At 67.0% G+C, this 20,935-nt stretch carries 20 protein-coding genes, 1 tRNA gene and 1 pseudogene; 8 read left to right on the top strand and 14 right to left on the bottom strand.

The window, feature by feature from the left end; all coding sequences use genetic code 11:
• Nucleotides 1-262: 262 nt before the first annotated feature.
• A complete protein-coding gene (locus PX653_RS06315) occupies nt 263-889 on the bottom strand; it encodes a phasin family protein (protein ID WP_277417063.1) in 627 nt (208 codons plus the stop codon).
• Between the two features lie 265 nt (nt 890-1,154).
• Here PX653_RS06315 and PX653_RS06310 point away from each other — a divergent pair, with 265 nt between their 5' ends.
• Nucleotides 1,155-2,486, top strand: a complete 1,332-nt coding sequence (locus tag PX653_RS06310) for a hypothetical protein (RefSeq protein ID WP_277417062.1) — start codon at nt 1,155-1,157, stop codon at nt 2,484-2,486.
• A 26-nt stretch (nt 2,487-2,512) separates the two neighbouring features.
• The gene (locus tag PX653_RS06305; RefSeq protein ID WP_277417061.1) at nt 2,513-2,893 is read left to right on the top strand and encodes a VOC family protein; all 381 of its coding nucleotides are present in this window, start codon (nt 2,513-2,515) and stop codon (nt 2,891-2,893) included.
• 27 nt (nt 2,894-2,920) lie between these two features.
• On the opposite strand, the gene PX653_RS06300 is transcribed toward PX653_RS06305, so the two are convergent.
• From PX653_RS06300 to PX653_RS06290, 4 genes and pseudogenes are all read right to left on the bottom strand, one after another.
• On the bottom strand, nt 2,921-3,220 hold the full coding sequence (locus PX653_RS06300) for a protealysin inhibitor emfourin (protein WP_277417060.1): 300 nt from the start codon (nt 3,218-3,220) through the stop codon (nt 2,921-2,923).
• Nucleotides 3,221-3,226: 6 nt separating this feature from the next.
• Nucleotides 3,227-4,306 (bottom strand): M4 family metallopeptidase, encoded by a 1,080-nt coding sequence (locus tag PX653_RS06295; RefSeq protein WP_277417059.1) that lies wholly within the window; start codon nt 4,304-4,306, stop codon nt 3,227-3,229.
• A 263-nt stretch (nt 4,307-4,569) separates the two neighbouring features.
• Nucleotides 4,570-5,099 (bottom strand): annotated as a pseudogene (locus PX653_RS28345) (GNAT family N-acetyltransferase).
• A 45-nt stretch (nt 5,100-5,144) separates the two neighbouring features.
• Nucleotides 5,145-5,384 carry a hypothetical protein gene (locus PX653_RS06290; protein ID WP_277417058.1) on the bottom strand — a complete coding sequence of 80 codons (240 nt, stop codon included), beginning with the start codon at nt 5,382-5,384 and terminating at the stop codon, nt 5,145-5,147.
• Nucleotides 5,385-5,601: 217 nt separating this feature from the next.
• Between PX653_RS06290 and PX653_RS06285 the strand changes: the two genes are divergently transcribed.
• From PX653_RS06285 to PX653_RS06275, 3 genes are read left to right on the top strand one after another with little or no spacing between them, the layout of a single operon-like run.
• Nucleotides 5,602-6,660, top strand: a complete 1,059-nt coding sequence (locus tag PX653_RS06285; RefSeq protein ID WP_277417057.1) for an oxidoreductase — start codon at nt 5,602-5,604, stop codon at nt 6,658-6,660.
• Nucleotides 6,650-7,129 carry a heme-degrading domain-containing protein gene (locus tag PX653_RS06280; RefSeq protein WP_277417056.1) on the top strand — a complete coding sequence of 160 codons (480 nt, stop codon included), beginning with the start codon at nt 6,650-6,652 and terminating at the stop codon, nt 7,127-7,129. The genes PX653_RS06285 and PX653_RS06280 overlap by 11 nt, the downstream gene beginning before the upstream one ends.
• Nucleotides 7,126-7,908 (top strand): DeoR/GlpR family DNA-binding transcription regulator, encoded by a 783-nt coding sequence (locus PX653_RS06275; RefSeq protein ID WP_277417055.1) that lies wholly within the window; start codon nt 7,126-7,128, stop codon nt 7,906-7,908. The genes PX653_RS06280 and PX653_RS06275 overlap by 4 nt, the downstream gene beginning before the upstream one ends.
• Here the strand turns inward: PX653_RS06275 and PX653_RS06270 are convergent.
• The 5 genes from PX653_RS06270 to PX653_RS06250 all read right to left on the bottom strand — a co-directional run bounded on the left by PX653_RS06270 (nt 7,905) and on the right by PX653_RS06250 (nt 11,981).
• Nucleotides 7,905-8,291, bottom strand: a complete 387-nt coding sequence (locus tag PX653_RS06270) for a class I SAM-dependent methyltransferase (protein ID WP_277417054.1) — start codon at nt 8,289-8,291, stop codon at nt 7,905-7,907. The two genes, PX653_RS06275 and PX653_RS06270, sit on opposite strands and share 4 nt — an antisense overlap.
• A 72-nt stretch (nt 8,292-8,363) precedes the next feature.
• The gene (locus PX653_RS06265) at nt 8,364-10,661 is read right to left on the bottom strand and encodes a hypothetical protein (RefSeq protein WP_277417053.1); all 2,298 of its coding nucleotides are present in this window, start codon (nt 10,659-10,661) and stop codon (nt 8,364-8,366) included.
• A 30-nt stretch (nt 10,662-10,691) separates the two neighbouring features.
• Nucleotides 10,692-10,766, bottom strand: a tRNA-Arg gene (locus PX653_RS06260).
• 198 nt (nt 10,767-10,964) lie between these two features.
• Complete coding sequence (locus PX653_RS06255) at nt 10,965-11,414, bottom strand: hypothetical protein (RefSeq protein ID WP_277417052.1); 450 nt, start codon at nt 11,412-11,414, stop codon at nt 10,965-10,967.
• Between the two features lie 186 nt (nt 11,415-11,600).
• Nucleotides 11,601-11,981 (bottom strand): hypothetical protein, encoded by a 381-nt coding sequence (locus PX653_RS06250; protein WP_277417051.1) that lies wholly within the window; start codon nt 11,979-11,981, stop codon nt 11,601-11,603.
• A 144-nt stretch (nt 11,982-12,125) separates the two neighbouring features.
• Between PX653_RS06250 and PX653_RS06245 the strand changes: the two genes are divergently transcribed.
• The 3 genes from PX653_RS06245 to PX653_RS06235 all read left to right on the top strand — a co-directional run bounded on the left by PX653_RS06245 (nt 12,126) and on the right by PX653_RS06235 (nt 13,805).
• A protein-coding gene (locus PX653_RS06245) for an IS3 family transposase (RefSeq protein ID WP_371876424.1) occupies nt 12,126-13,303 on the top strand; the annotation gives its coding sequence in 2 pieces (ribosomal slippage) (nt 12,126-12,384 and nt 12,384-13,303; 1,179 coding nt in all).
• 17 nt (nt 13,304-13,320) lie between these two features.
• A complete protein-coding gene (locus PX653_RS06240; protein WP_277417049.1) occupies nt 13,321-13,479 on the top strand; it encodes a hypothetical protein in 159 nt (52 codons plus the stop codon).
• A gap of 140 nt (nt 13,480-13,619) precedes the next feature.
• Nucleotides 13,620-13,805, top strand: a complete 186-nt coding sequence (locus PX653_RS06235; RefSeq protein ID WP_107142410.1) for a hypothetical protein — start codon at nt 13,620-13,622, stop codon at nt 13,803-13,805.
• An 84-nt stretch (nt 13,806-13,889) separates the two neighbouring features.
• Here PX653_RS06235 and PX653_RS06230 read toward each other — a convergent pair whose 3' ends face one another.
• From PX653_RS06230 to PX653_RS06215, 4 genes are all read right to left on the bottom strand, one after another.
• Nucleotides 13,890-15,668: a sensor domain-containing protein gene (locus tag PX653_RS06230; RefSeq protein ID WP_277417048.1), complete on the bottom strand. Its 1,779-nt coding sequence runs from the start codon at nt 15,666-15,668 to the stop codon at nt 13,890-13,892.
• Between the two features lie 101 nt (nt 15,669-15,769).
• Nucleotides 15,770-16,735 (bottom strand): glycoside hydrolase family 43 protein, encoded by a 966-nt coding sequence (locus PX653_RS06225; RefSeq protein WP_277417047.1) that lies wholly within the window; start codon nt 16,733-16,735, stop codon nt 15,770-15,772.
• A gap of 11 nt (nt 16,736-16,746) precedes the next feature.
• Nucleotides 16,747-19,596: a TonB-dependent receptor gene (locus PX653_RS06220; protein WP_277417046.1), complete on the bottom strand. Its 2,850-nt coding sequence runs from the start codon at nt 19,594-19,596 to the stop codon at nt 16,747-16,749.
• A gap of 293 nt (nt 19,597-19,889) precedes the next feature.
• Nucleotides 19,890-20,930 (bottom strand): LacI family DNA-binding transcriptional regulator, encoded by a 1,041-nt coding sequence (locus PX653_RS06215; protein WP_277417045.1) that lies wholly within the window; start codon nt 20,928-20,930, stop codon nt 19,890-19,892.
• Between the last annotated feature and the right edge of the window lie 5 nt (nt 20,931-20,935).

Here is a 20,935-nt window from a genome sequence, read left to right as displayed (position 1 = left end):
GGTCTGTCCCCGGTAAGTGACGACAGCAGCGGGGGCCGCCGGCGCAACGAGGGGACTGACCCCGGTTTTCATCGCACCCCTCGGGTTAACGAAAAAAGCCACGGCAAGCCGTGGCAGACAAAAAGGGGTGGCGCCAGCGTCCCCGGTTGCGACCCTCGTTCGAGTTGGCGGGTGGCGGTCGCTCGCCGACTGCTTATGGTTGAGCGCTCATCGTCGGGTGCTTATCGTTGAGTGCTGTTCGTTGAGCGCTGATCGTTGACGATTATTGTTGTGCCGACTTGCCGCCCTTGCCCGAAGGCTGGGCGGCGGGCGTGCCCTGCACATTGCCCTGGAACGACGCGCCGCCGGCCTCGCCCTCGACGTGCAGGCCGCCGTTGCCGCTGTCGGCCTGCAGGTGGCCGTGGCTGCTGCTGCCATTGCCGCGTTGGCCGTTATCGAACTGGAACGGATCACGGAAGGCGCGGATCGATTCTTCCTGCTGCTGCTTGCTGCGGTCGGTCTCCTCGGCGGCGGTACGCGCCACCTGGTCGGCCAGGGCACGCGCCGTGCGCGACGTTTCCTGCACGTGCTGCTCGGCGACACGGGCCAGTTCGACCTGGGCATCGGCGGCGACACGGCTGATGTGCTGCTGGTAGGCGCGCAGCTTCTCCGAAGCCGGCTGGGCGCGCCCTGCCGCGATCGAGATCACGTCGTCGGGACGGTCGGTCGTCAGCAGCTTCTGGCCCGCGATCGCGCTTTCCTCGAGCAGGGTCTGGCCCAGCTGGATGTTCAGCTGGCACAGTTCCTGGAAGGAGCGCGACAGCGACTTCGACATATCGTTCAGGAAGGCCACCTGGGCGTCCAGGTGCGAGCGTACGGCGGGCTTGACGGACGGGGAAAATGGGTACATGGCTTACCTTTGCATGGTGGAATTCACGACAAGGCAGCATGCCGCTGCCGGGCAGGCGCCGCCGGCGCGGCACCTGGGCATACCCTACCCCCCGTTTGTGACGTGCGTTTGACATATGGATGAGGTCAACAGCACTGGGCCGACCTGATCCGCGACGTCACCGGTGTGCGACAAAATGTCATGAAAGTGTCATTGCGAGTGACCGCCATCACTGTGATTGCTACGATGGCCCTGTCGCCCCGCCGGGGGCCGTCGGGAGAGCACCATGAATAGCCTGCTGCCGCGCCTTGCCGTGTTGACGTTGTCGGCATCGATCGCGGCCCTGCTGCCGTGCCCTCCCGCGAGTGCGCTGGCGCTCGACGCGAAAACGAAGGCGGCGGCCCGGCAGGAGTTCCGCAAGTCGGCCGCGCGGCCATGCCTGGCGGCGCAGCCGTGCTTCAAGGTGCGCAATACCTTTCCGAAGCAGGCCAAGGCCGAGGCGCTGCCGTGGCGCGACATCGACTATCGCACGGCGCCCGAATCATACCTGCGCGCGGTACTGGCCTATATCGTCGAGGGCAATACGGCCGTCGACTGGCAGCTGCACAAGAACCGCAAGCGCGACTGGTATCACGCGGCCTGGATGCACCCGGTGCGCGAACCCATCCATGGCCTGACGTTCGAACGGGGCAGCCGCCTGCACGAACTGAGCGCCGTCCAGACGCGCCGCACCAACAACTGGGCCATCGGCTTCTACAACCGCCAGGGCGCCACGGCGTTTGCCCGCGTGTGGCGCGAACGCAGCCAGCCGGACACCGCCGCCTTTGCCTTCCCGGAAGGAACCGTCAGCGCCAAGCTGCTGTTTACCGACGCCACCGACGAGGAAGCACCCTACCTGGCCGGCAACAACCTGGCGTGGCAGGCCGACATCCGGGGCAACGGCCAGCCCGTCACCCTGCGCCTGCTGCAAGTGGACGTGGCCATCAAGAACGCGCCGCGCGACGGCCTGAACGGCTGGGTGTTCGGCACGTTCTACTTCGATGGCCGCGGCGGTCACGCGGATTACTGGGACAACCTGGTGCCCGCAGGCCTGGAATGGGGCACGTCGCCCACCTTTACGCGCGCCGATTTCGCGGCCGGTCAGCGCCCCCCGCAAGGCTGGGTCAACCCGGTGGCGGAGGCGTTGTTCGCCACCCGCGCGCCGGACGGCAAGCTGGGTTACCTGGGCCGCATGAACGGCCCGGTGGACGATCCCCGCTCCAGCTGCCTGGCCTGCCACAGCCGCGCGATGGACATGCAGGGTGCCAGCGACCCGCCGCTGTTCCCTCCATTCGCGGCCAGCCGCATCCGCCAGGTCAGCGCGGCGCCGAACCAGACCTACGAGACCGTGCTGGCGGCCGGTCCGGTCGACGAGGCGCAAGTCGCCTTGTTCTTCCGCAATCTGGCGCCCGGGGAGTCGTTCGACGGCACCCATCCCGCGCTGGACTATTCGCTGCAACTGGCCAAGGGCGTCGAACTGTGGCGGGCCTGGCTGGACAGGCGGCTGGCCGCCGCCGTCCCGCAACCCATCGCGCCGGAAGCGCTGGCCGCGCCCGCTGGCGGCGGCCGTGGCAATTGAATCCACCCATCCAATAAGGAGCATCCATGAAACGAGTCACCGGCATCGGCGGCATCTTCTTCCAGGCCCGCAATGCGCCGGCCCTGCGCGCGTGGTACCGGGCGCACCTGGGCATCGACGTGCAGGACTGGGGCGGCACGTCGTTCCGCTGGGCCGAAGGCGCCAGCACCGGCAACGGTTCGACCGTCTGGAGCATCTCCCCGGCCGGCAACGACAGCTATGCCCCGAGCGCGGCGCCGTTCATGGTCAACTATCGCGTCGACAACCTGGATGCCCTGCTGGATGCGCTGCGCGCCGAGGGCTGCCACGTCATCGGCAGCGAAGCGTCCGAGTACGGCAAGTTCGGCTGGGTGCTGGACCCGGAGGGCAACAAGGTCGAGTTGTGGGAGCCGCCGACCGGCCAGTAACAACGGCGCCCCGCCAGCCCGGCAGGGCTAGCGATGGCCGTGGGCCTTGACGATCTGCAGCAGCTCGTGGAACGGGCCGGACATCGCCTGGTCGGCCGCGACGCAAGTGACCGAGCGCTCGCCGAAGTGCAGCGTGAGGCGGTAACGCCGCCCGTCGCGCAAGGCGGACGGAGCGGCGGACGGCCCGGGTGCCGCCGCCAGTTCACGCGCCAGCCGCTCGCACTGCGCGGCCTCGGCTTGCGGCAAGGTGGCGCAATCGAGCACCATGGGCCGGTTCAGCCCGGGCAGCGCGGCGAAGCCGCCCTCCGTCACCAGCTCGATACGCATGGCGCCCTACAGCACGCCGACGTCCTGCCACGCCTTCGCGACGGCTTTCGACTGCGCGCTGCCGGCGCCGTGCAGCTTGTCCGCGCTGGCCTGCGTCAGCTTGGCGAACTGCTTGAAGGTGGCATTGGGTTTCAGCCGGTTGTCCTGCAGCGCTTCGTACCAGATCTTTCCCGCCTCGCCCCAGGCATTGCCGCCCAGGGCCACCGCCACCAGGTAGAACGCCCGGTTCGGGATGCCGGAGTTGATGTGCACGCCGCCGTTGTCCTCCACGGTGTGCACGAAGTCCTTCATGTGCGCCGGCTGCGGGTCCTTGCCCAGCACCGGGTCGTCATAGGCAGTGCCGGGGGCCTTCATGGAGCGCAGCGCCTGGCGCGTGGGTCCCGGCTCGACAAACAGGTCGGCGCCGATCAGCCAGTCGGCCTGGTCCGCCGTCTGGCCCAGCTTGTACTGCCTGACGAGCGAGCCGAACACGTCGGACATCGACTCGTTCAAGGCGCCCGACTGGCCCTGGTAGGCCAGTGCCGCCTCGACCTCCGTGACGCCGTGCGCCAGCTCGTGGCCGATCACGTCCAGCGATGCGGTAAAGCGGTTGAACAGCGTCCCGTCGCCATCGCCGAACACCATCTGGCTGCCGTTCCAGAACGCGTTGTCGTAGTCCTTGTCGTAGTGGACGGTGGCATGCAAGGGCATGCCCGCATCGTCGATCGAATTGCGGCCGAACTCCTTGAAGAACAGGTCGTACGTGGCGCCGAGGCCGTCATAGGCCTCGTCCACGGCCGCGTCGCCCGTCGCCGCCGCCCCTTCGGCGCGCACCACTTCGCCAGGCAGCGCCTGCTGGTTCTTCGCGTCGTAGACCGTGCGCTTCAATGCCGGGGCCGTGCCGGCCATGACCACCCGTGCCCGCGGCGACAGGGCCTGCGTCGCCGCGCTGGTGGCGCGGAAGGTGCGGAAGGAGAAGTCGACCGACAAGGTGTCGATCGCAAACGCCCGCTGCGCCGGCGTGCCGTTCTTGGCGATTGCCTTCAGCAGGTACGGTGGCAGGATGCAGAACATCGAATGACGGTGGGGGGTGGGTTTGTTGCACATATCTTCTCCGCGGAAAACGCTATATGAAACAGTTCGGCGGCAGGACATGCGCGCCTGCGTGCATGCCCTGCCGTATCCATGCTGGCGATGGCACTATGACACATCGGTGCGGATTGCGCCGTCCGCCCCTGGGTGCACGATTGGGCCATGGCATCGCTCGTCTGCGCACAGGGCCCCAGTCCCGATGCACGGACCGTGCCCGTGTACCTCCGCTGTGGACCCACCGCAGATCCTATCGACCGCTTCCCATGGAGGCCGGTAGCCTAAACGACGGGGCCGCCCCGCGCACGCGTATAAATGCCGACCGCTTTGCCGTATATCTCGGTTTCCGCTTCAAAAGCCAGGCCAAGGCGCTTGGCAACGCGTAGCGAGGATTCGTTGGCCGAAGCGATGAGAGCCCGGACTTTCGGTTCGCGTCGGATCTCGAGCGCATGGTGCAAGGCGGCCGTCGCCGCTTCGTTTGCGAATCCCTGGCCCAGAAGGCACGATAGGTATTCCAGCCAAGCTCCATCACGGTGGATTCCTCGCGAAAGAACGCGCCAACACTGCCGACGAGTCGACCGGTCTCTTTTTCCTCGACACCCCACCAGCCGGCGCCATGGATGAGCCATAGCCCCGCTTGTGAGCAGAAGATCCGCCACGCAGCATGGCGGTCTGCCGGTCCCAGGTGGGCCGCGCTGACCGGGTCGGCGCAATGCGCCGCGAAGGCGTCAAAGTCCTCCCGTCGATATGCGCGAAGCACGAGCCGCTCCGTGTGAAGGAATGGAACAGAAGTGATGAACTCGCTATCCATGAGCTGGATTCCATGTGGTGGTGGCCGTTGCGCCGCGCGGAATGCCTACCGGCGGCTTTCCGGGTCAGTGCGACGTTCGGGCGGATCGCCCTCTTCAAAACCCGCTACGAACAGCATGAGCAAATCGCTGGGCACTTTCTCGTGTCCCGCTTCCAGCAAATCGTTCGCAATCTTCGTCAGCGCGAGCGGGTTGGCCCCCGCATCCGTATTATCGACTGCATGTCTCGTCACCTTGCCCAGTTCGAACGCCAACTCGGCAATGGCGGTTTTTTCCGTGATACTCATTCACACTCTTTCATCTTGCGCGCGGTTGTCCGCGCTGGAGGCTGCCGCAGGCGAATCGGCCCGCTGACGCAGCATAGCAGGTTGCCGTCGAGAGAGGCCACGCATGCGGACGGCGTCAGTGAACGCGACGCCCACGTGCCTTGCATCGGCCCCGGGCTTGCCACGATGTCGCAAATCGCTTACAATCCATAAGCGATATCACTTAGCGAGGCACAGCATGCAGCAATACTCCGTTGGCTTGATCGGCTATGGCCTGGGCGGCTCGACCTTTCACGCACCCATCATTGCCACTGTTCCCGGGCTGCGGCTGGCACGGATCGCCAGCCGCAGCGCAAAACCAGAGACGCGCGATGTCTATCCCGGCGTGCAACTGGATGAAACGCCGCAAGCGATGCTGGACGACCCAGGCATCGCATTGATCGTCGTGTGTACTCCCAATGCCAGCCACCATGCGCTGGCCAAGGCTGCGCTGATGGCCGGCAAGCATGTCGTGGTGGACAAGCCGTTCGTGCTGTCGTCCGCGGAGGGCGACGAACTGGTCGCGTTGGCGCGGCGACAGGGCGTGCAACTGAGCGTATACCAGAATCGCCGCTGGGACGGCGATTTCCTGACGCTGCGTCGCACGCTGGCATCGGGCGAGCTGGGCACGGTGCATACGTACCGCGCGCATTTCGACCGCTATGCGCCGCAAGTGAAGGCGCGCTGGAAGGAACAGCCGGAGCCTGGTGCCGGCGTGTTGTGGGACCTGGGCTCGCACCTGATCGACCAGGCCCTGACGCTGTTCGGCAAGCCACGCGCGGTCACGGCGCATCTGTCGGTACAGCGCGACGGCGCACAGGTGGAAGACGCCTTCGAACTGATGCTGGATCATGGCGCCACCCGGTCAGTGCTGCATGCCGGCGCGCTGGTGCGCTCCCCCGGCCCGCGCTACCAGGTGCATGGTACCCACGGCAGCTTCGTCAAACACGGCATCGACTCCCAGGAAGAAGCACTGAAGCGCGGTGGCCGGCCCGGCGATGCCGGCTGGGGGCAGGACGTGCCCGCCGACTGGGCCAATATCACGACGGCCGACGGTACGCACCACACCGTCGAAACGGTCCCGGGAGCCTACCAGGAGTTCTATCGCGGCATGTACCGCGCCATCGCCGAAGGCGCGCCAGTACCCGTGAAAGCGGAAGATGCGGTAGACGTCGTCAGGGTGATCGAGCTCGCGCTGCGCAGCCATCGCGAATGCCGCACCGTCCATTTCACCGAAGGAGAACACCATGCCGGATGATTATGCCGCCCTGTTGAGGGAGTTGGAGACCGAGGAAGAACAGCTGCAATTTCCCGCGTTCTCGAACGCCGATGCGCTGCGGCTCGGCATCGCGCTGGTCGAGCGTGCCCGCGCACTCGGCAAAGCGGTAACGGTCGACATTGCCCGCAACGGGCACCAGCTGTTCCACCACGCGATGGACGGCACGTCGCCCGACAATGCCAACTGGGTGCGTCGCAAGAACAACGTCGTGCAGCGCTTCGGTCGCAGCTCGTGGCACGTGGGGACGCGCTACCGCAGCAAGGGCCAGTCGTTCGACGCCGACAGTGCCATCGATGGCGCCGACTTCGCGGCGCATGGCGGCGCCTTCCCGCTCGCCATCCGGGGTACAGGAATCATCGGTACCGTGACGGTGTCCGGCCTGCCGCAAAAAGAAGATCATGAGCTGGTGACGTCCGTCCTGCGCGCATATCTGCACGGGCCGCGATGAGCGGGGAAATACCGCTCACCCAAGCACGCCGCCTGGACGCGATCTGCGCGCACCTCGCACAGCACTACCGCATCGGCATCGAGGACATCTGCCGGCTGTACGGCGTGACCCGCGACACGGCGCGGCGCGACGTGGTGCGGCTCGATGCGGACGGCCGCGTGCTGCGCGTGCGCGGCGGCGCGGTCCTGCCGCCGCAGGACAGGCATGTGCGGCAATACGCCGAACGCGACGGCGCATTGTCGGCCAAGCAGGCCATCGGCGCCGCGGCCGCCGCACTGATCCGCGACGGCGACCGGGTGCTGTTCGATACCTCCACCACCGTGGTGGAAGTCGCCCGCGCGCTCACGGCAGCGCCGCTGCATGCCGTGACCAACTCGATCGACATCGCCGAGACCCTGGGCAAGCGCGACGGCATCGAGTTGCACCTGACCGGCGGCCAGTTCAATCCGTGGCAGCGCAGCCTCGAAGGCGCGCAGGCCCGGCACGGGATTGCGCAGTTCCAGTTCGACAAGCTGATCCTCGGCGCCTGCGCCATCGATCCGCAGGGCCTGACCTGTGCGTCCAGCGAGGAAGCCGACCTCAAGGGGGTCATGATGCGCCAGGCCAGCCAGGTGATCGTGGTCGCGGATGCGTCGAAGTTCGGCAAGGCATTCCTGCACCGGCTTTGCACGTTCGAGGGGGTGGATTTGCTGGTGACGGATGCGGCACCGCCTGCTGCCGTGATGGCGGTGCTGGCGGCTGTCGGTGTGGAGGTGGTGCTGGCGGGAGGCGCTTCTTAGCCCCCGCCAGGCTCGTCGTACTGCACGAACAGCTTGCCGCCGGGAGCTAGCCATCGTTCGGCAAGCCGTCCCGCTTCCTCGGGCCGGTCGTGAAACAGCCGGACCCGCATCGCCAGCACCTTGTCGAAGCGCGCTTGTCCGGGATCGTACGACTCCAGGGTCGCCACGACAAACGTCGCCAGCCCTGCCGACACGAACGCCGCATTGCGCTTCGTCGCGGCGGCCACCATCTTTGGCGAGCGGTCGATGCCGACGTAGTGTCCCGTCGCCAGTTTTTCGCAGATCAGGGAGGCGGCGACACCATGGCCGCAGCCGATCTCCAGGATGCGCTCGTGCGGCTGTATGTGCATCGCCTCGACAAACTTTTCAATGCGGTCCGACATGTCGGTACCTCCTTCGCTTGAGCGGTCGATCCGGTTGCGCGGCGCGCGGCTGGCGCGGGCCGCGGCCAGGCTTCACTCCATCAGCCAGTGCCTGCTGTCGGACCAGCCCAGGAACGGCCCGTTGCCTTGGGACGCGCTCCCTTCGACAGCGCCCCGCAGCCCGTGCATGGCAGGCTGGAAGCGCCGCTGCCATGCCGGAGATTGCCTTGCCTGGAACTCATCCGCCCAAGCCAGGAAGGCCAGCACCTCTTCCGAAGGCAGCAGGGACAGGAAGAAGATCATCTGGCGCCACGCGTAAGCCGAGTTCTTCACCCGGAGCAAGCGCCCGTGCCAGTCGTCCAGCTGCCTCTGGTTGCGCGCGCAGATCCACTTGAAGCACGACCTGGCCATCTGCTGCAGGCGCCCCTGCAGCGCTGCGCGCAGGTCCAGCCGCACGACCAGCGGCGCCAGGTTCTGTGTCGTCAGGATCTGCTGCTGTTCGATGATCATGCCATTCGTGGCGGGACGCAAGCTGCCCAGCGCGACGCCTGCGCGCGCAGCGCAGAGCGCGGCGAAATCGGGTCCGCGCATCCGTGCTTTCTGCCAGGGCCAGGTGAACGTGGCGGAGGAAGACGAGTCAGCGCCCAGCCTGTCGACGGCGTCGTAATCGATCCCATAATACGTGGCATACAGCGAACCGCGCAGCAGCGTCCCGGCAACCCGCGCGGCATCGAGGAATTTCGGCGAGAACTCGCCCATGAAGATGTCCGTCGCCAGCTCCTCGACCAACGGTACGTCGACGCCGGCGCTCGTCGCCAGCGCGCCCAGTTCGCGCACCAGCCGATTGGGGAGGATCGCATGCGGGAAGAACTCGAGTGCCAGCAGGGTGGTTGCCTCGAGCGCCTGGCGCGCCGCGGCGCGGCTGGACAGGTTCTCGTTGCGCAGGCCCTCGATCGCCGCCACCCACGGCAGTTCCTCGAGCCGCACCTGGCTTTGCAGGTCCAGCAGCAGCAGCGAGCGGCGCCGGCGGAACGCGCGGTAAATGGCGGCATACAGCCCACGCAGCGCCGGATCGTCGATGCCCAGGCTGCGCAAACCCGACGTCAGTTGCGGCAGCACGGTCGCAAGTACCTCGCCGGAAGAGATCAATCCGCGTCGCACCAGCAGCTCCGGCGTCTCGTTCATGCAGCGCTCGAGCTTGCGCGCGATGTGCCGTGGAATCGCCGTGCCGGCCGGCACGGCATCGCTGCCTTCGTCCGGCGCGACGCTCTGCTGGACGGACTCGATGTCGTCGAGACCGTCCGCGGCGGGATAGGATGCGAGCCGCCGGCCGACGACGGTGGCGATGTCCGCGTACAGCGGCGCACGGACATCGTCCATCTGCCGGCGGCGGTAGGCCTGGCTGGACGGCGCCGCAGGCATCCCCCTCTTTGCGACACTGCACCGCAGGATATGCCGGATGCGTCCGACGTCCCGCCCTGTCAGCGTCTCGAATGACGTCGCGCAGCGCTGCAGGAAGGCGTGCAGCTGGGCATGGTGGCTGCCAGGCTTGCGGTACTTCGCCGGGATCTGGTTCGCGCTGTACTGCGCCGCGTACTCGGCCAGCAGCGTGGCGACGCGTGCCGACCAGTCCACGGGGCGCTGCTGGCACGGCCAGAACTCGTCGCCCATGGTTTCGGCAAACAGGGACAACGCCCGGTCGTGCAGCGGTGCCCACACTTCGGCCGCCCTCTTTTGCGCGATGACGTGCCGGTTCGGCCGGATGTCGGCAAGCTGGCGGGCGACGGCCCCCACCTCCTGCACATGCACGCGCGGACCGAAATGACGGGGACGATAGTCGGGCACCGGGTAGAACCGCAGCGTCGGGAAGAACGGTGCGATGGCTGCCACGATGTCGCGGGCGGCGTCGGCGTGCCCGTTGGCCGCCAGCCACGCGACTGTCAGCAGCGCCCCTTCTTCGGGTACGCGCACGTCGTAATGGCCGGACCGCAGCCACGCCTGCAGCTCGCCCAGGCCGGCATCGGTCAGGAAGTACAGGTTGAGCGCAAGCCGATCCTTGCCCTGCCCGGCCGGCACGATGCGGTCGAGCAGCTGGTGCTCGTAGGGCTGCAGCGGCCCGCCTGCCAGCATCCTGCCGGTCGCGAAGCCGCCGGTCATGACCTCCAGGGTGGCCCAGGCCGGGACGTCGTCGATGGGTGTGCGCGATCCGTAGCTGGCGCTGCCGGCGAACAAGTGACCGAGGATCTCTTCCCAGGAGGCGACGCGCCCGGCGGCGCGCTCCCTTGCCGCGGCATCCGGGGAAGACACGCTGGCCATGAGCGCCTTGGCAAGCTGGAAGGCCGCGAAACCGGTACCGATCGTGGGCTGCTGGCCAGCCGTATCGTCGTCCATGCGTTCCGTCACACCTTTCCTAGTGGGTCGTGGGTCCGGGGGCTGGAGTCGAACCAGCGCCCTCTCGGTTAGAAGCCGAGTATTCATCCGCTGAACTTCCCCGGAATTGTCGTCTTGCCGCGCGCATGGCACGGATAGCGAGCAGAAACGCGCTGCGCTGCCGCCGCGGAGCCTCATCACCATTGGCGGGCACGCTAGCTTACATTATATATTTCGCGCCGAGCAGTAACCGACAGGGCTCATCCGGGCTCCGATTCTATCGGTGACGTTGCGTACTGCCTCGAGGCGCGATGCGGCTCGGTTCTATCGCATCATGGGCGCCGAAATGCGATCCCTGTCGAATTGGCGCGGGTCGCGCGCGCGCCGCATCTCCGCCGTGACCAGCGACGGCAGCTCATGGGCACGTACCGCGAATGCCGATGTATCGCAGCGGAAGAAGGATGACGATTGCAGGGTCATCCAGACCTCGGTCCCCAAGCCGAGGGCCTTCGCCAGCACGTCTTGCGGCACGACCGGCGTTGCGTACTGGACGAGCCGGGCAAACGTCACGCCCAATTCACGGGCCGTGGGGCTGCCAGGCTGGCAGTGTCGCGATATCTTCAATATCGTGGCCACGAATGCCCCCCCTTGAGCGGCGTTCGGCAGCCTTTCGATCTGCATATTCAGTTCCGTGAGGGGATCCGGTCGGGGCTGCTCCGCCCAGGTTGGCGCAGCGCTCATCGCGGCAAGCATCAGAACAGCGAATCTCTTCATTCGTTTTTCCCTTGAAGTCGGCGGCCCAACGTACGTGGATCGCATCCGGCGCGACAAGGATAATGAAGGATGTCGCCACAAGCACCCCTCCCAACCGAGGGTTGTCATTTTTACAAAACTGCCACGTTCACAGTATGTCGTGGCGAAAGCCGCCTATGGCGCGCCGCTACACATGCCGCATGCCGCTCACCGCACACGCCGCAGGAATGCATCCAGGCTGGCACAGAGGTCGATTTCGTGGCCGGTGCCGGCAAGGCGATACCGACCCCGGGCTTCGATCCGCGTCCCGTCCGGGATAGTCCAGGCGGTGCCAAACAGCGCTTGTCCACATGGCTTCACGCCTTCCACATCGCCATGCGCATACACCACCGCGCCGGTCTTGCCACCGATCCTGAACCGCAGGCTGCAGGGCCCGTCCCGGTCGCAGTGGCGCTCGTTCACCACGGTCGCGACCAATACCGTTTCGCCGTTCGGCAGTACCTGCAGCCGGTCCGGCGCGGCCGGGGTGGTGGCGCTGGCGGTGGCAGTGGCATGGATGGCGATGAGGGCGGTTTGGGCAAGCGACATGGTGTTTTTGCGCTCTCTTGGGTTAGGACGCCCACTCAGCAAAATCCGGCAACTGTCCGGTCTTCCAAGCGCGCATGATTTTGAGGTACTCTGATTTTTTTTTCGGACACTCTTGTTTGGTAAAGTTCGCCAACAGGAGCCTTTATGAAGACATTGAAGAAGACGTACACCCCCGAACTCAAGGAAGAAGCTGTCAAGCTGGTACTGGCGCAGGGCCTGTCCATTGAGCAGGCGGCGGCACGTGTCAGCATTCCAAAAGGGACGCTGGCCAATTGGGTAGCAGCAGCCAGACGCGGGCCGGCTGCAATAACAGCACCTGGAAGCCGCTCCGTGGCCGAGCTGGAGGCGGAGAACGCAAAGCTGCGCAAGCAGCTGGCGCAAGCAGAAATGGAGCGGGATATCGTAAAAAAAGCGGCGGCGTACTTTGCGCGCGAGTCGCTGCCAAGTACGCGTGGATAAAGACGATGCGACTCAATTTCCCTGACTATCCTGTGAAGCTGATGTGCCAAGTATTGGACGTCTCGCGCAGCGGCTACTACGACTGGCTGCGGGCGAAGCCGTCGACACGCAAGCAGGACGACGAGCGGCTGAAAGTATTGATTACGGCAGTGCATCGGCAGACCCGCGAGACTTACGGAGTGCCACGGATAAAGCGAGAGCTCGCTGCGCAGGGACACGAGGTCGGCCGCGATCGGGTTCGACGATTGCGCCAGGAGCTCAATCTGCGCTGCAAACAGCGGCGCAAGTTCATCGCAACGACGAATTCGAATCACAACTTGCCCGTTGCTGAAAACCTGCTGGAACAGCGGTTCGCACCGCGCCGGCCTGACGAAGTATGGGTGACGGATATCACCTATATTCCGACTGCCGAAGGCTGGCTGTACCTGGCCGGCGTGAAGGACGTCTTTACCTGCGAGATCGTCGGCTACGCGATGGGCGAACGCATGACGCAAGATCTGACGACGCAGGCGCTGTGGCGCGCTGTGAGCTACAAACGGCCGGCACCAGGGCTGATCCATCATTCAGATCGTGGAAGCCAATACTGCGCCCATGCCTACCAGGAGCTGGTGGCGCAGTCCGGCATGCGCGCCTCGATGTCGCGCCGCGGGCACTGCTATGACAACGCGCCAATGGAGAGCTTCTGGGGCACGCTGAAGAATGAGCTTGCCCATCATCGCCGCTATGCCACCCGTGCTGAGGCAAAGGCCTCGATTCAGGAATACATCGAAATTTTCTACAACCGACAGCGGCGCCATTCCCGCATCGGCTTTGTTCCGCCAGCGCTGTTCGCCGAATCCTTCAGCGAACAGCAGGCGGCTTAAGACAAGCGTGTCCGCTATTGACAGTACACCTCAATACGCGTGCCGACGGCAGCCGCGTGCACCGCCTGAGCGACGATATCGCCTACCCGCTGCGCCGCACGGTGGCGGCGATCCGGCGCGACCCGATGGTGACGGCGCTGTTCGGCCCTCCCCCGCACGCGCTGCCGGAGCTGTGACGGCGACGGGAGATGGCTGCCGGAACCGAGCTTGCGTGAACTGGCGCACTGTCCGGTTCGCTTGGACGGTTTATCCTGGCACGGTGCTTGGGTTGCAAGCACGCTCACAGGAAAAACCCGCCAACCCTCAGGAGAGACGCATGAACAAAGTACAGCGCGCATATTCCCGCACCGACGTCACGACCGAACTGGTCATCAACCGCGCCCTGCTGATGCAGCAATCCCTGGGCCTGCGCGATGCGCACATGTTCCTGACCCGTAAGCGCATCAAGCCCGCCACGATCAAGCGCGTGCTGGCCTGCCCCGGCGAACGGCGCAGCTGCTGATCGAACGCGTGGAGTCCGCGCCGGTGCCACGCCGCGTGCAGCTGCTCGGTGCAGTCACACGAGGCCCCTGGCGGGTCCATGCCGTCAGCCGTAACGGCTGGCGAATTCCGCCGCGGGCAACGCCGCGCTGAACCAGTAGCCCTGCGCTTCGTCGCAGTCCTGCCGGCGCAGGAAGTCGAGCTCCGCCTGCGCCTCCACGCCCTCGGCCACGATGCGCCGGCCCATGCTCTGGCCCATGCCGATCACGGCGCGCACGATGACGGCGCCGGCCCCGTCGATGTCGTTGTCCCGGCCAAGCTCGCGGATGAAACTCTGGTCGATCTTGATCGTGTCCACCGGCAGCCGGCGCAGGTAGCTCAGGCTCGAGTAGCCGGTGCCGAAATCGTCGATCGCCAGCCGGACCCCCATGTCCCGTATCCGGCTCAGCTTTGCCAGCGCCGCATCCGTGTCGCGCAGCAGCACCCCTTCCGTGATCTCCAGTTGCAGCCGCTCCGGCGCCACGCCGGTCTCCTGCAGGGTACGCAGCAAATCCGCCTCGAAGCTGTTCTGGTGCAGCTCCTGGGCCGAGACGTTGACGGCGGTGTGGGCCGCCGCCCTGCCCTGGCGCTGCCACGCCACCATCTGCGCGCAGGCGGCTTCGCGCACCCAGCGTCCCAGCGCACCGATCAGTCCGAAATCCTCGGCTATGGCGATGAAGCGGGCAGGCGGCACGTGGCCGAGCGTGGGATGGTGCCAGCGCACCAGCGCCTCGCTGCCGGTCAGCTGGCCCGAGCGCAAGTCGAACTTGGGCTGGTAGTGCAAGGCCAGCTGGCCACTGCCCAAGGCGGCGCGCAGCGCGTTCTGCAGCTGCTGGCGTTGCACGGCGTCTACGTTCATATGCGGTTCGAAGAAGCGGAAGGTGTTCTTGCCAGCCGCCTTCGCCAGATACAAGGCGGTGTCCGCATTCTTCACCAGCGCCTCCGCGTCCGAGCCGTCTTCCGGCGACACGCTGATGCCGATGCTGGCCGCGGTGTGCAGCACTTCGCCCCCCACCTGGTGCGGCACGGCCAGCGCCGACAGGATCTTGCCCGCCGTGACACCGGCCATGTGGGCCGCATTATCGGCCAGCGTCAGCACGACCACGAATTCGTCGCCACCGAAGCGGCTGACGGTATCGGTGCGCCGCACGCACTCGCGCAGGCGTGCCGCGACGGATTCGAGCAGCTGGTCGCCGGCGCGGTGGCCCAGCGAATCGTTGACCTGCTTGAAGTTGTCCAGGTCAAGGTACAGCACGGCCACGCCGGCGCCGCGCCGGGCCGCCTGCGCCAGCTCGTGCGTCAGGCGGCTGTCCAGCAAAGCGCGGTTGGGGAGGTCGGTCAGGAAGTCGTGGGTGGCCTGGTAGGTCATCTGCAGCATGGTCTGGTGCGCCTGCGTGACGTCGTGGAAGACCATCACGGCCCCCACCAGCGCCCCCGCCGCGTCCAGCACGGGCGCCGAGCAGTCCTCGATGACGAACTCGCTGCCGTCGGCGCGCACCAGCACGGTGCCCGGCGGTACCCGGGTGGCCTCGCCCGTGGCAAGGACTGCCTTGATGGGATGGATCATCGGGTCCAGTGCGCTGGTCAACAACGTCGACAGTGCCTCGACGTCGGTACCGATCAGCCGGTCCGGGGCGCCCCCCAGCAGGGCCGCCGCGGCCGGGTTGACGTACGTGACGACGCCGCGCACTTCCGTGCACAGCACGGCATCGGTCATGCTGCGCAGCACCAGGTCGGAAAATTGCGGGACCGCAGGGCCTGGCGTGGCCAGTCCATCCGTTGCCGCGGCGGTCAGCGGCAGTGCCTGGGCCTCCCGATGCTGCCCTGTCGTGCCGTACTCGTCCATGACCAGTCTCCGCGCCAGCCGCGCTCGCCGCGGTGTCCAGGACATTACATACCCAAAGCGCAAACGCTGTAGCACGGCTGACAGCGTCAGCCCGGCACATGTCAGCGTGCTGTGCCGGACGGCACCGGCTGCTCCGTCCAGGTCGGCCCGGCCGTTGAAGGCCGGTCGCCCTGCCAGTCGAGCCGGTCGATGCACATGCGCCGTCCCGCCATGTCCGGCTGCCACGCGTGGTAGACGATCCACGTCTCGCTGCCGTCGGGCGACGGCGCAAACGAATTGTGGCCCGGCCCGATCAGCCGGCCTGGCCGGGTGCTCATCAGCAGGGCCCGGCCGCCCTGCGCCGGCCGCCGGAACGGTCCCAGCGGGTGGTCGGCGACGACATAGCTGACCCCGTAGTTGGCGCGCTCCCACGCGCCGCCGCTGTAGAAGCAGTAATAGCGGCCGTCATGGCATTGCACCGCCGGGCCCTCGACCGTGTGCCAGTCGTACACGGCGCCGTACATTGCCCGTCCCTTCAGGAACAGGTGCCAATCCTCGTGCGGGCGCACGACCACGCGCGGCTCGCCGGCCAGCGTGCACATGTCCACCAGGCGGTCGACGACGATGCCGGTGCCGACCCGGTGGTCGTCCTCCAGTTCCAGGAAATCGACGCAATAGTACAGGTACCACTGGCCGTCCGTATCGCGGAACGGGTGGGCGTCGATCGAGAACGGCTGGTCCGGCACCAGCACCGCGCCCGTGTCCAGGAACGGGCCGGCCGGGTGCTCGCTGCTGGCCACGCGCAGCTGGTGGTCGTTGCCGTCGATGCCATGCGCCGAGTAGTACATATAGAACACCCCGTCGCGCGCGGCCACCTCCGGGGCCCAGAAGTCGCTGCCGCCGGGTGGCACCAGCGCATGGCCCAGCGGCTCCCAATGCACCAGGTCGGCCGAGCGCAGGACGGGAAAGGCGCGACCGTCCGCCCCGACGGGCGCGGTGCCGTAGGCGTAGTACTGGCCGTCGTGCTTCAGCACGAACGGATCGGCCATCGTGTGCGGATAAACAGGATTGACGTAGCTCTCGGCCATGCTGTCTCCGCTCACAGTTTGAAGCGCAGGGCCAGGCCGTACGTGGTCGGGGTGTAGCGGATGTCGCGCGGCCGGCTCTCGCTGCCGACATAGCTCTCGTACTTCTCCTTGGTCAGGTTGATGGCATCGAACTGCAAGGTCAGGTTCTTCGTCAGCTCATACGACAGCGACAGGTCGACGTAGGTCTGCGCCTGCACCATCCGGTCCTGCAGGAAGCGGGGCTCCTCGATCTGCTCGACATATGCGCCGCGCCGGGTCGCGGCCAGCCGGCCCGTGACGCCATGGCCTTCGTACAGCAGGGCGAAGTTGGCGCTGCGGCGGGCCACGTCGATCAGGCTGGTCTTCTCGAACGTGGGGCTGTCCAGCGTCGTGCGGGTCTCGTTGTCGCCGGAGATGTAGGTGTAGTTGAACTGGGCGCCGAAGCCGCTCCAGAAGCCCGGCAGGAAGTCGAAGAACTTCTGGATGCTGAACTCGGCGCCCTTCAACGTGCCCGAGCCGGAATTCTGCGGCCGCGTGACGCGGTAGGTCTGGCCGCCGATGACTTCGTCCTGGGTGAAGTTCTGCAGGTAGCCATTGATGTCGCGGTGGAACAGCGCCACCTGCGCGAAGCCGTTTTTCGGGAAGTAGTATTCCAGCGTGACGTCCGTGTTGGTCGACTTGGTGGGATCGAGGGCGGGATTGCCTGCGTTGCCCGTGCCCGGCGCGTTGACGGTGGGCGGGATCAGCGACATCGCGGGGTTGAGCCGGTTGAATTCGGGCCGCGTGATCGTCTTGCCGACCGAGAAGTGCGACTGCAGGTTCTCGCGCCAGCCCACCAGCGCGGAGAAGTTCGGCAGCACGTTGGTCTCGGAGGCCTTGACGTCGATCGGCGTCAGCACGTCGCCGTTGCGGGTGGTGCCGCGCATCTTGCGGTTCAGCCGCACCACGCGCACGCCGGCATCGCCGCTCACCTCCATGCCCGCCACCGTGGTCTGCCAGCGGCCGGACCCGTACAGCGTGACGGTGCGCTCGCGCTGGTCGAAGTAGCGGGTCGGGTCGTCGGCCACGCGGCCGGCGGCGGCGCCATAGACCGCGCGCACGGCATCGGCATTATCGATCAGGAAGTCGCGCGACGGCACCAGGAACGGCCCGCCCAGCCGGTCCACGCCCGGCACCAGGCTTTCGAAGCCGGGGCCGAAGGCGGCAACGGGATTGGGCCGATTGGCGCCGTTGACGTCGCTGTGACCTTCCGCGCTGTGGTATTCCGTGTTGCGGGTCGACAGCCGCAGGCCCAGGTTGACGGCCCGCAGCAGGCCGTCGCCCAGCTTGTAGGTCGCATCCGTGCGCCACTGCGCCTGCTTGCCGACCGATTCCTCCCAGTTCTGCACCAGGCCGCGCAGCACGAACTGGGTGGGGTCGCGCAGCGGATTGCTGCTGGTCGGCGTGGTGATGGCGTTGTAGCCACCGTGGCCATCGCCACCATAGGTATAGACGTTGGCGCTGGCGCCGGGGATCTGCTGGTCGACGATGACGGTGTCGTTGATGAACTTCGAATGCGTCAGCGCCAGCGCGGAGTTGACGCTCCAGGGCCCGTCGCGGTACTGCAGCGCGAAGTTCAGGAAGTGCGTGTTGGTGCGCTCCTGCACGCCCCACGCGCTGGTGGCCACGTACGGATCCCAGTCGTATGGCCCGCCGAAGCGGGCCGCGGGCGCGTTGGCGGACAGGATCGGGCAGATGACGCCCTCCGGCGTGGCGCAGCCGGCGTTTTCCTCGCCCAGCACGACATTGGTCAGGCGCGGCGTCCAGCCGACGATCGCCAGCTGGTAGTCGACCTCGTGGCGGCCGCGGTAGCCCATGCCCACGTACTGGGTGGTGAACTCGAGCTTCGGATTGATCTTCCACTGGAACGCGGCATGGCCGGAGAAGCGCTCGCGGTCGCCCGCATTGTAGATGCCGCCGATGTGGGGCAGGCTGCCCAGCCGGTCGCCGGCACGCAGCGGCGCCACGGGCTGGTCGTCGTTCAGGCGCGTGGCCGTGCCGTCCGGGCTGACCGAAAACAGCCGGTCCGGCCGGTCGTTCCACTGTACCGGATAACCCCAGTGCTCCTTGTTGTAGGCCGCGTCCAGCAGCAGGCCCATTTCGCCCATGCCCGTGTCCCAGCGGTTGCTGTACAGGACTCCGCCGCCCGGGCTGTTGCGGGTCTTGGTGGCCGCGCTGCCGTTGACCTGCTGGCGGCGGTCCTCGACGTAGCCCGTGATGGTCTGCGTCTTGAAGTCGAACGGCGCGCGCAGGCGGATGTTGACGGCGCCCGCGATGCCGCCCTCGAACTGGTTGGCGGTGGCGGATTTGTACACGTCCAGGCCGGCAATGGATTGCACCGGCAGGTCCTGGTACGACAGGCGCCGGCCGCGGCCCGTGAAGATGTCCTGGCCGTCCAGGGTCGTCGCCACGTCCGGCAGGCCGCGGATGATGACGGAGGACGTCTCGCCGCGGTCGCGCCCCACCTGCACCCCCGCCACCCGCTGCAGCGCATCGCCGGCCGCGCGGTCGGGGAACTTGCCGATGTCGTCCGCGTTGATCGAATCGACGACCTGCGGCGCGTCGCGCTTGATCTGCTCGGCCGAACGGATGCTGCGGCGGATACCGGTCACCTCGACGGTGGCGATGGGCGTGGTGGCATCGGCGCCGGCCCCCTGCGTGCCCTGCTGGGCGCTGGCGCCGGCGGCGTCGGTGGACTGCGCCGTGGCATCGGCGGCCACTGGCGGTGCTGCCTGGGCTTCCGGCTGCGTGGGTGCCTGCTGCTGCGCCAGCGCGCCGCCCGCCACCAGCAGCAGCACGGCGGCACAGACAGGCGTCAGGCGAGGTTTGCTCGATGCGTTCATATGGTCTCCACTTGTGTTGGCCCAGGCGATTCCCGCCGCGCGCGGGCCGATGGCTTGGCTTTTGCCTGGTGAAAGCCGGTGTCCGATGCGTGTTGGTATTGGACTGGTTAATAAATATTAGTCATAACCGTACAACAATGCCAACGCGGTGCGTGGCGTGCGCAACGCTTTTGGTTCAGGGACTGTCCCCGCAGGGGACTGTCCCTGGTTTTCCATGGCAGCGCGTGCGCCGATGGGGTGCAATTGCCGCGGATGAAAACCGGGGACAGTCCCTGCGGGACAGTCCCCAAAGCTCAGGTTTCCCGGGCGGGTTGGGCCACCGACTCCCGCACCACCAGCGGACATTCCATCTTGATATGCTGGCGCAGCCCAGGCGCGCCGCCGCGCGCCTGGGCGATCAGCGTCTCGGCGGCCCAGCGGCCCATCTCGTAGTTCGGCAGCAGTACCGTGGTCAGGGGCGGATGGATGTAGCGCGCCATGTCCTGGTCGTCGTAGCCGACGATGGACAGCCGCCCGGGAATGGCCAGCTCCAGCTGGCGGGCGGCATCGATGGCGCCCACCGCCATCAGGTCGTTGGCGCAGAACAGCGCCGTGGGCGGGTCGGGCAGGCGCAGCAGCGCCAGCGCGTGCTCGAAGCCGCTGCCCACCTGCCAGTCACCCTCGCGCACGAGTACGGGGTCGTAGGGGATGTCGGCCGTGGTCAGCGCCTGGCGATAGCCCTTGTGGCGCTCGCTGGCCGCCTCCAGCCAGGGCTCGCCGTTGATCAACCCGATGCGGCGGTGGCCCGCGTCGACCAGGTGCATCGTGGCGGCATACCCGCCCAGCACCTCGCCCGGCACGACGGAGGGAAAGGCATGGTCGCGCGCGTGGCAGTTGAGCAGCACGACAGGCACGCGCCCACCGCCCAGTGCCGCCGGCACCCTGGCCTGGCGGGTAAAGATCGTCCCGTAGATCACGCCCAGCAGGGCCGGGTTGGCCAGCATCTGCGCCAGGATGGCGGCCTCCCGCGCCGGGTCGCTGCGGGTGGCGAACACGGACACGATGCAGTCGTGCTCCCAGGCGTGGTTGGTGGCGCCGTCGATGGTCTGCATCGCGTGCGGGCTGGTGGCCAGTTCGTCGGTCAGGTACAGGATCAGGTTGCGTTGCGGCGCCGCGCCGCTGCGCGGATGGCGCACCTGGGGATAACCGATCTCGCGCGCGATCGCCAGCACCAGCTCGCGCGTGGCCTTCGACACCTTGGTGCCGCGCACGTCGTTCAGCACCAGCGACACCGTGGACTGCGACACGCCCGCCTGCTTGGCGATATCGGTCATCGTCGGGCGGCGCGCGGGCATGCTGG

This window comes from Pseudoduganella chitinolytica (genome assembly GCF_029028125.1).
GTDB lineage: Bacteria > Pseudomonadota > Gammaproteobacteria > Burkholderiales > Burkholderiaceae_D > Rugamonas > Rugamonas chitinolytica.
This window is presented reverse-complemented; position numbering and strand designations above follow the sequence as displayed.

Excerpts from the sequence above, each read along its gene's own strand:
- PX653_RS06315 (WP_277417063.1), bottom strand. The coding sequence starts at position 889 with ATGTACCCATTTTCCCCGTCCGTCAAGCCCGCCGTACGCTCGCACCTG.
- PX653_RS06310 (WP_277417062.1), top strand. The coding sequence starts at position 1,155 with ATGAATAGCCTGCTGCCGCGCCTTGCCGTGTTGACGTTGTCGGCATCG.
- PX653_RS06305 (WP_277417061.1), top strand. The coding sequence starts at position 2,513 with ATGAAACGAGTCACCGGCATCGGCGGCATCTTCTTCCAGGCCCGCAAT.
- PX653_RS06300 (WP_277417060.1), bottom strand. The coding sequence starts at position 3,220 with ATGCGTATCGAGCTGGTGACGGAGGGCGGCTTCGCCGCGCTGCCCGGG.
- PX653_RS06295 (WP_277417059.1), bottom strand. The coding sequence starts at position 4,306 with ATGTGCAACAAACCCACCCCCCACCGTCATTCGATGTTCTGCATCCTG.
- PX653_RS06290 (WP_277417058.1), bottom strand. The coding sequence starts at position 5,384 with ATGAGTATCACGGAAAAAACCGCCATTGCCGAGTTGGCGTTCGAACTG.
- PX653_RS06285 (WP_277417057.1), top strand. The coding sequence starts at position 5,602 with ATGCAGCAATACTCCGTTGGCTTGATCGGCTATGGCCTGGGCGGCTCG.
- PX653_RS06280 (WP_277417056.1), top strand. The coding sequence starts at position 6,650 with ATGCCGGATGATTATGCCGCCCTGTTGAGGGAGTTGGAGACCGAGGAA.
- PX653_RS06275 (WP_277417055.1), top strand. The coding sequence starts at position 7,126 with ATGAGCGGGGAAATACCGCTCACCCAAGCACGCCGCCTGGACGCGATC.
- PX653_RS06270 (WP_277417054.1), bottom strand. The coding sequence starts at position 8,291 with ATGTCGGACCGCATTGAAAAGTTTGTCGAGGCGATGCACATACAGCCG.
- PX653_RS06265 (WP_277417053.1), bottom strand. The coding sequence starts at position 10,661 with ATGGACGACGATACGGCTGGCCAGCAGCCCACGATCGGTACCGGTTTC.
- PX653_RS06255 (WP_277417052.1), bottom strand. The coding sequence starts at position 11,414 with ATGAAGAGATTCGCTGTTCTGATGCTTGCCGCGATGAGCGCTGCGCCA.
- PX653_RS06250 (WP_277417051.1), bottom strand. The coding sequence starts at position 11,981 with ATGTCGCTTGCCCAAACCGCCCTCATCGCCATCCATGCCACTGCCACC.
- PX653_RS06235 (WP_107142410.1), top strand. The coding sequence starts at position 13,620 with ATGAACAAAGTACAGCGCGCATATTCCCGCACCGACGTCACGACCGAA.
- PX653_RS06230 (WP_277417048.1), bottom strand. The coding sequence starts at position 15,668 with ATGGACGAGTACGGCACGACAGGGCAGCATCGGGAGGCCCAGGCACTG.
- PX653_RS06225 (WP_277417047.1), bottom strand. The coding sequence starts at position 16,735 with ATGGCCGAGAGCTACGTCAATCCTGTTTATCCGCACACGATGGCCGAT.
- PX653_RS06220 (WP_277417046.1), bottom strand. The coding sequence starts at position 19,596 with ATGAACGCATCGAGCAAACCTCGCCTGACGCCTGTCTGTGCCGCCGTG.
- PX653_RS06215 (WP_277417045.1), bottom strand. The coding sequence starts at position 20,930 with ATGCCCGCGCGCCGCCCGACGATGACCGATATCGCCAAGCAGGCGGGC.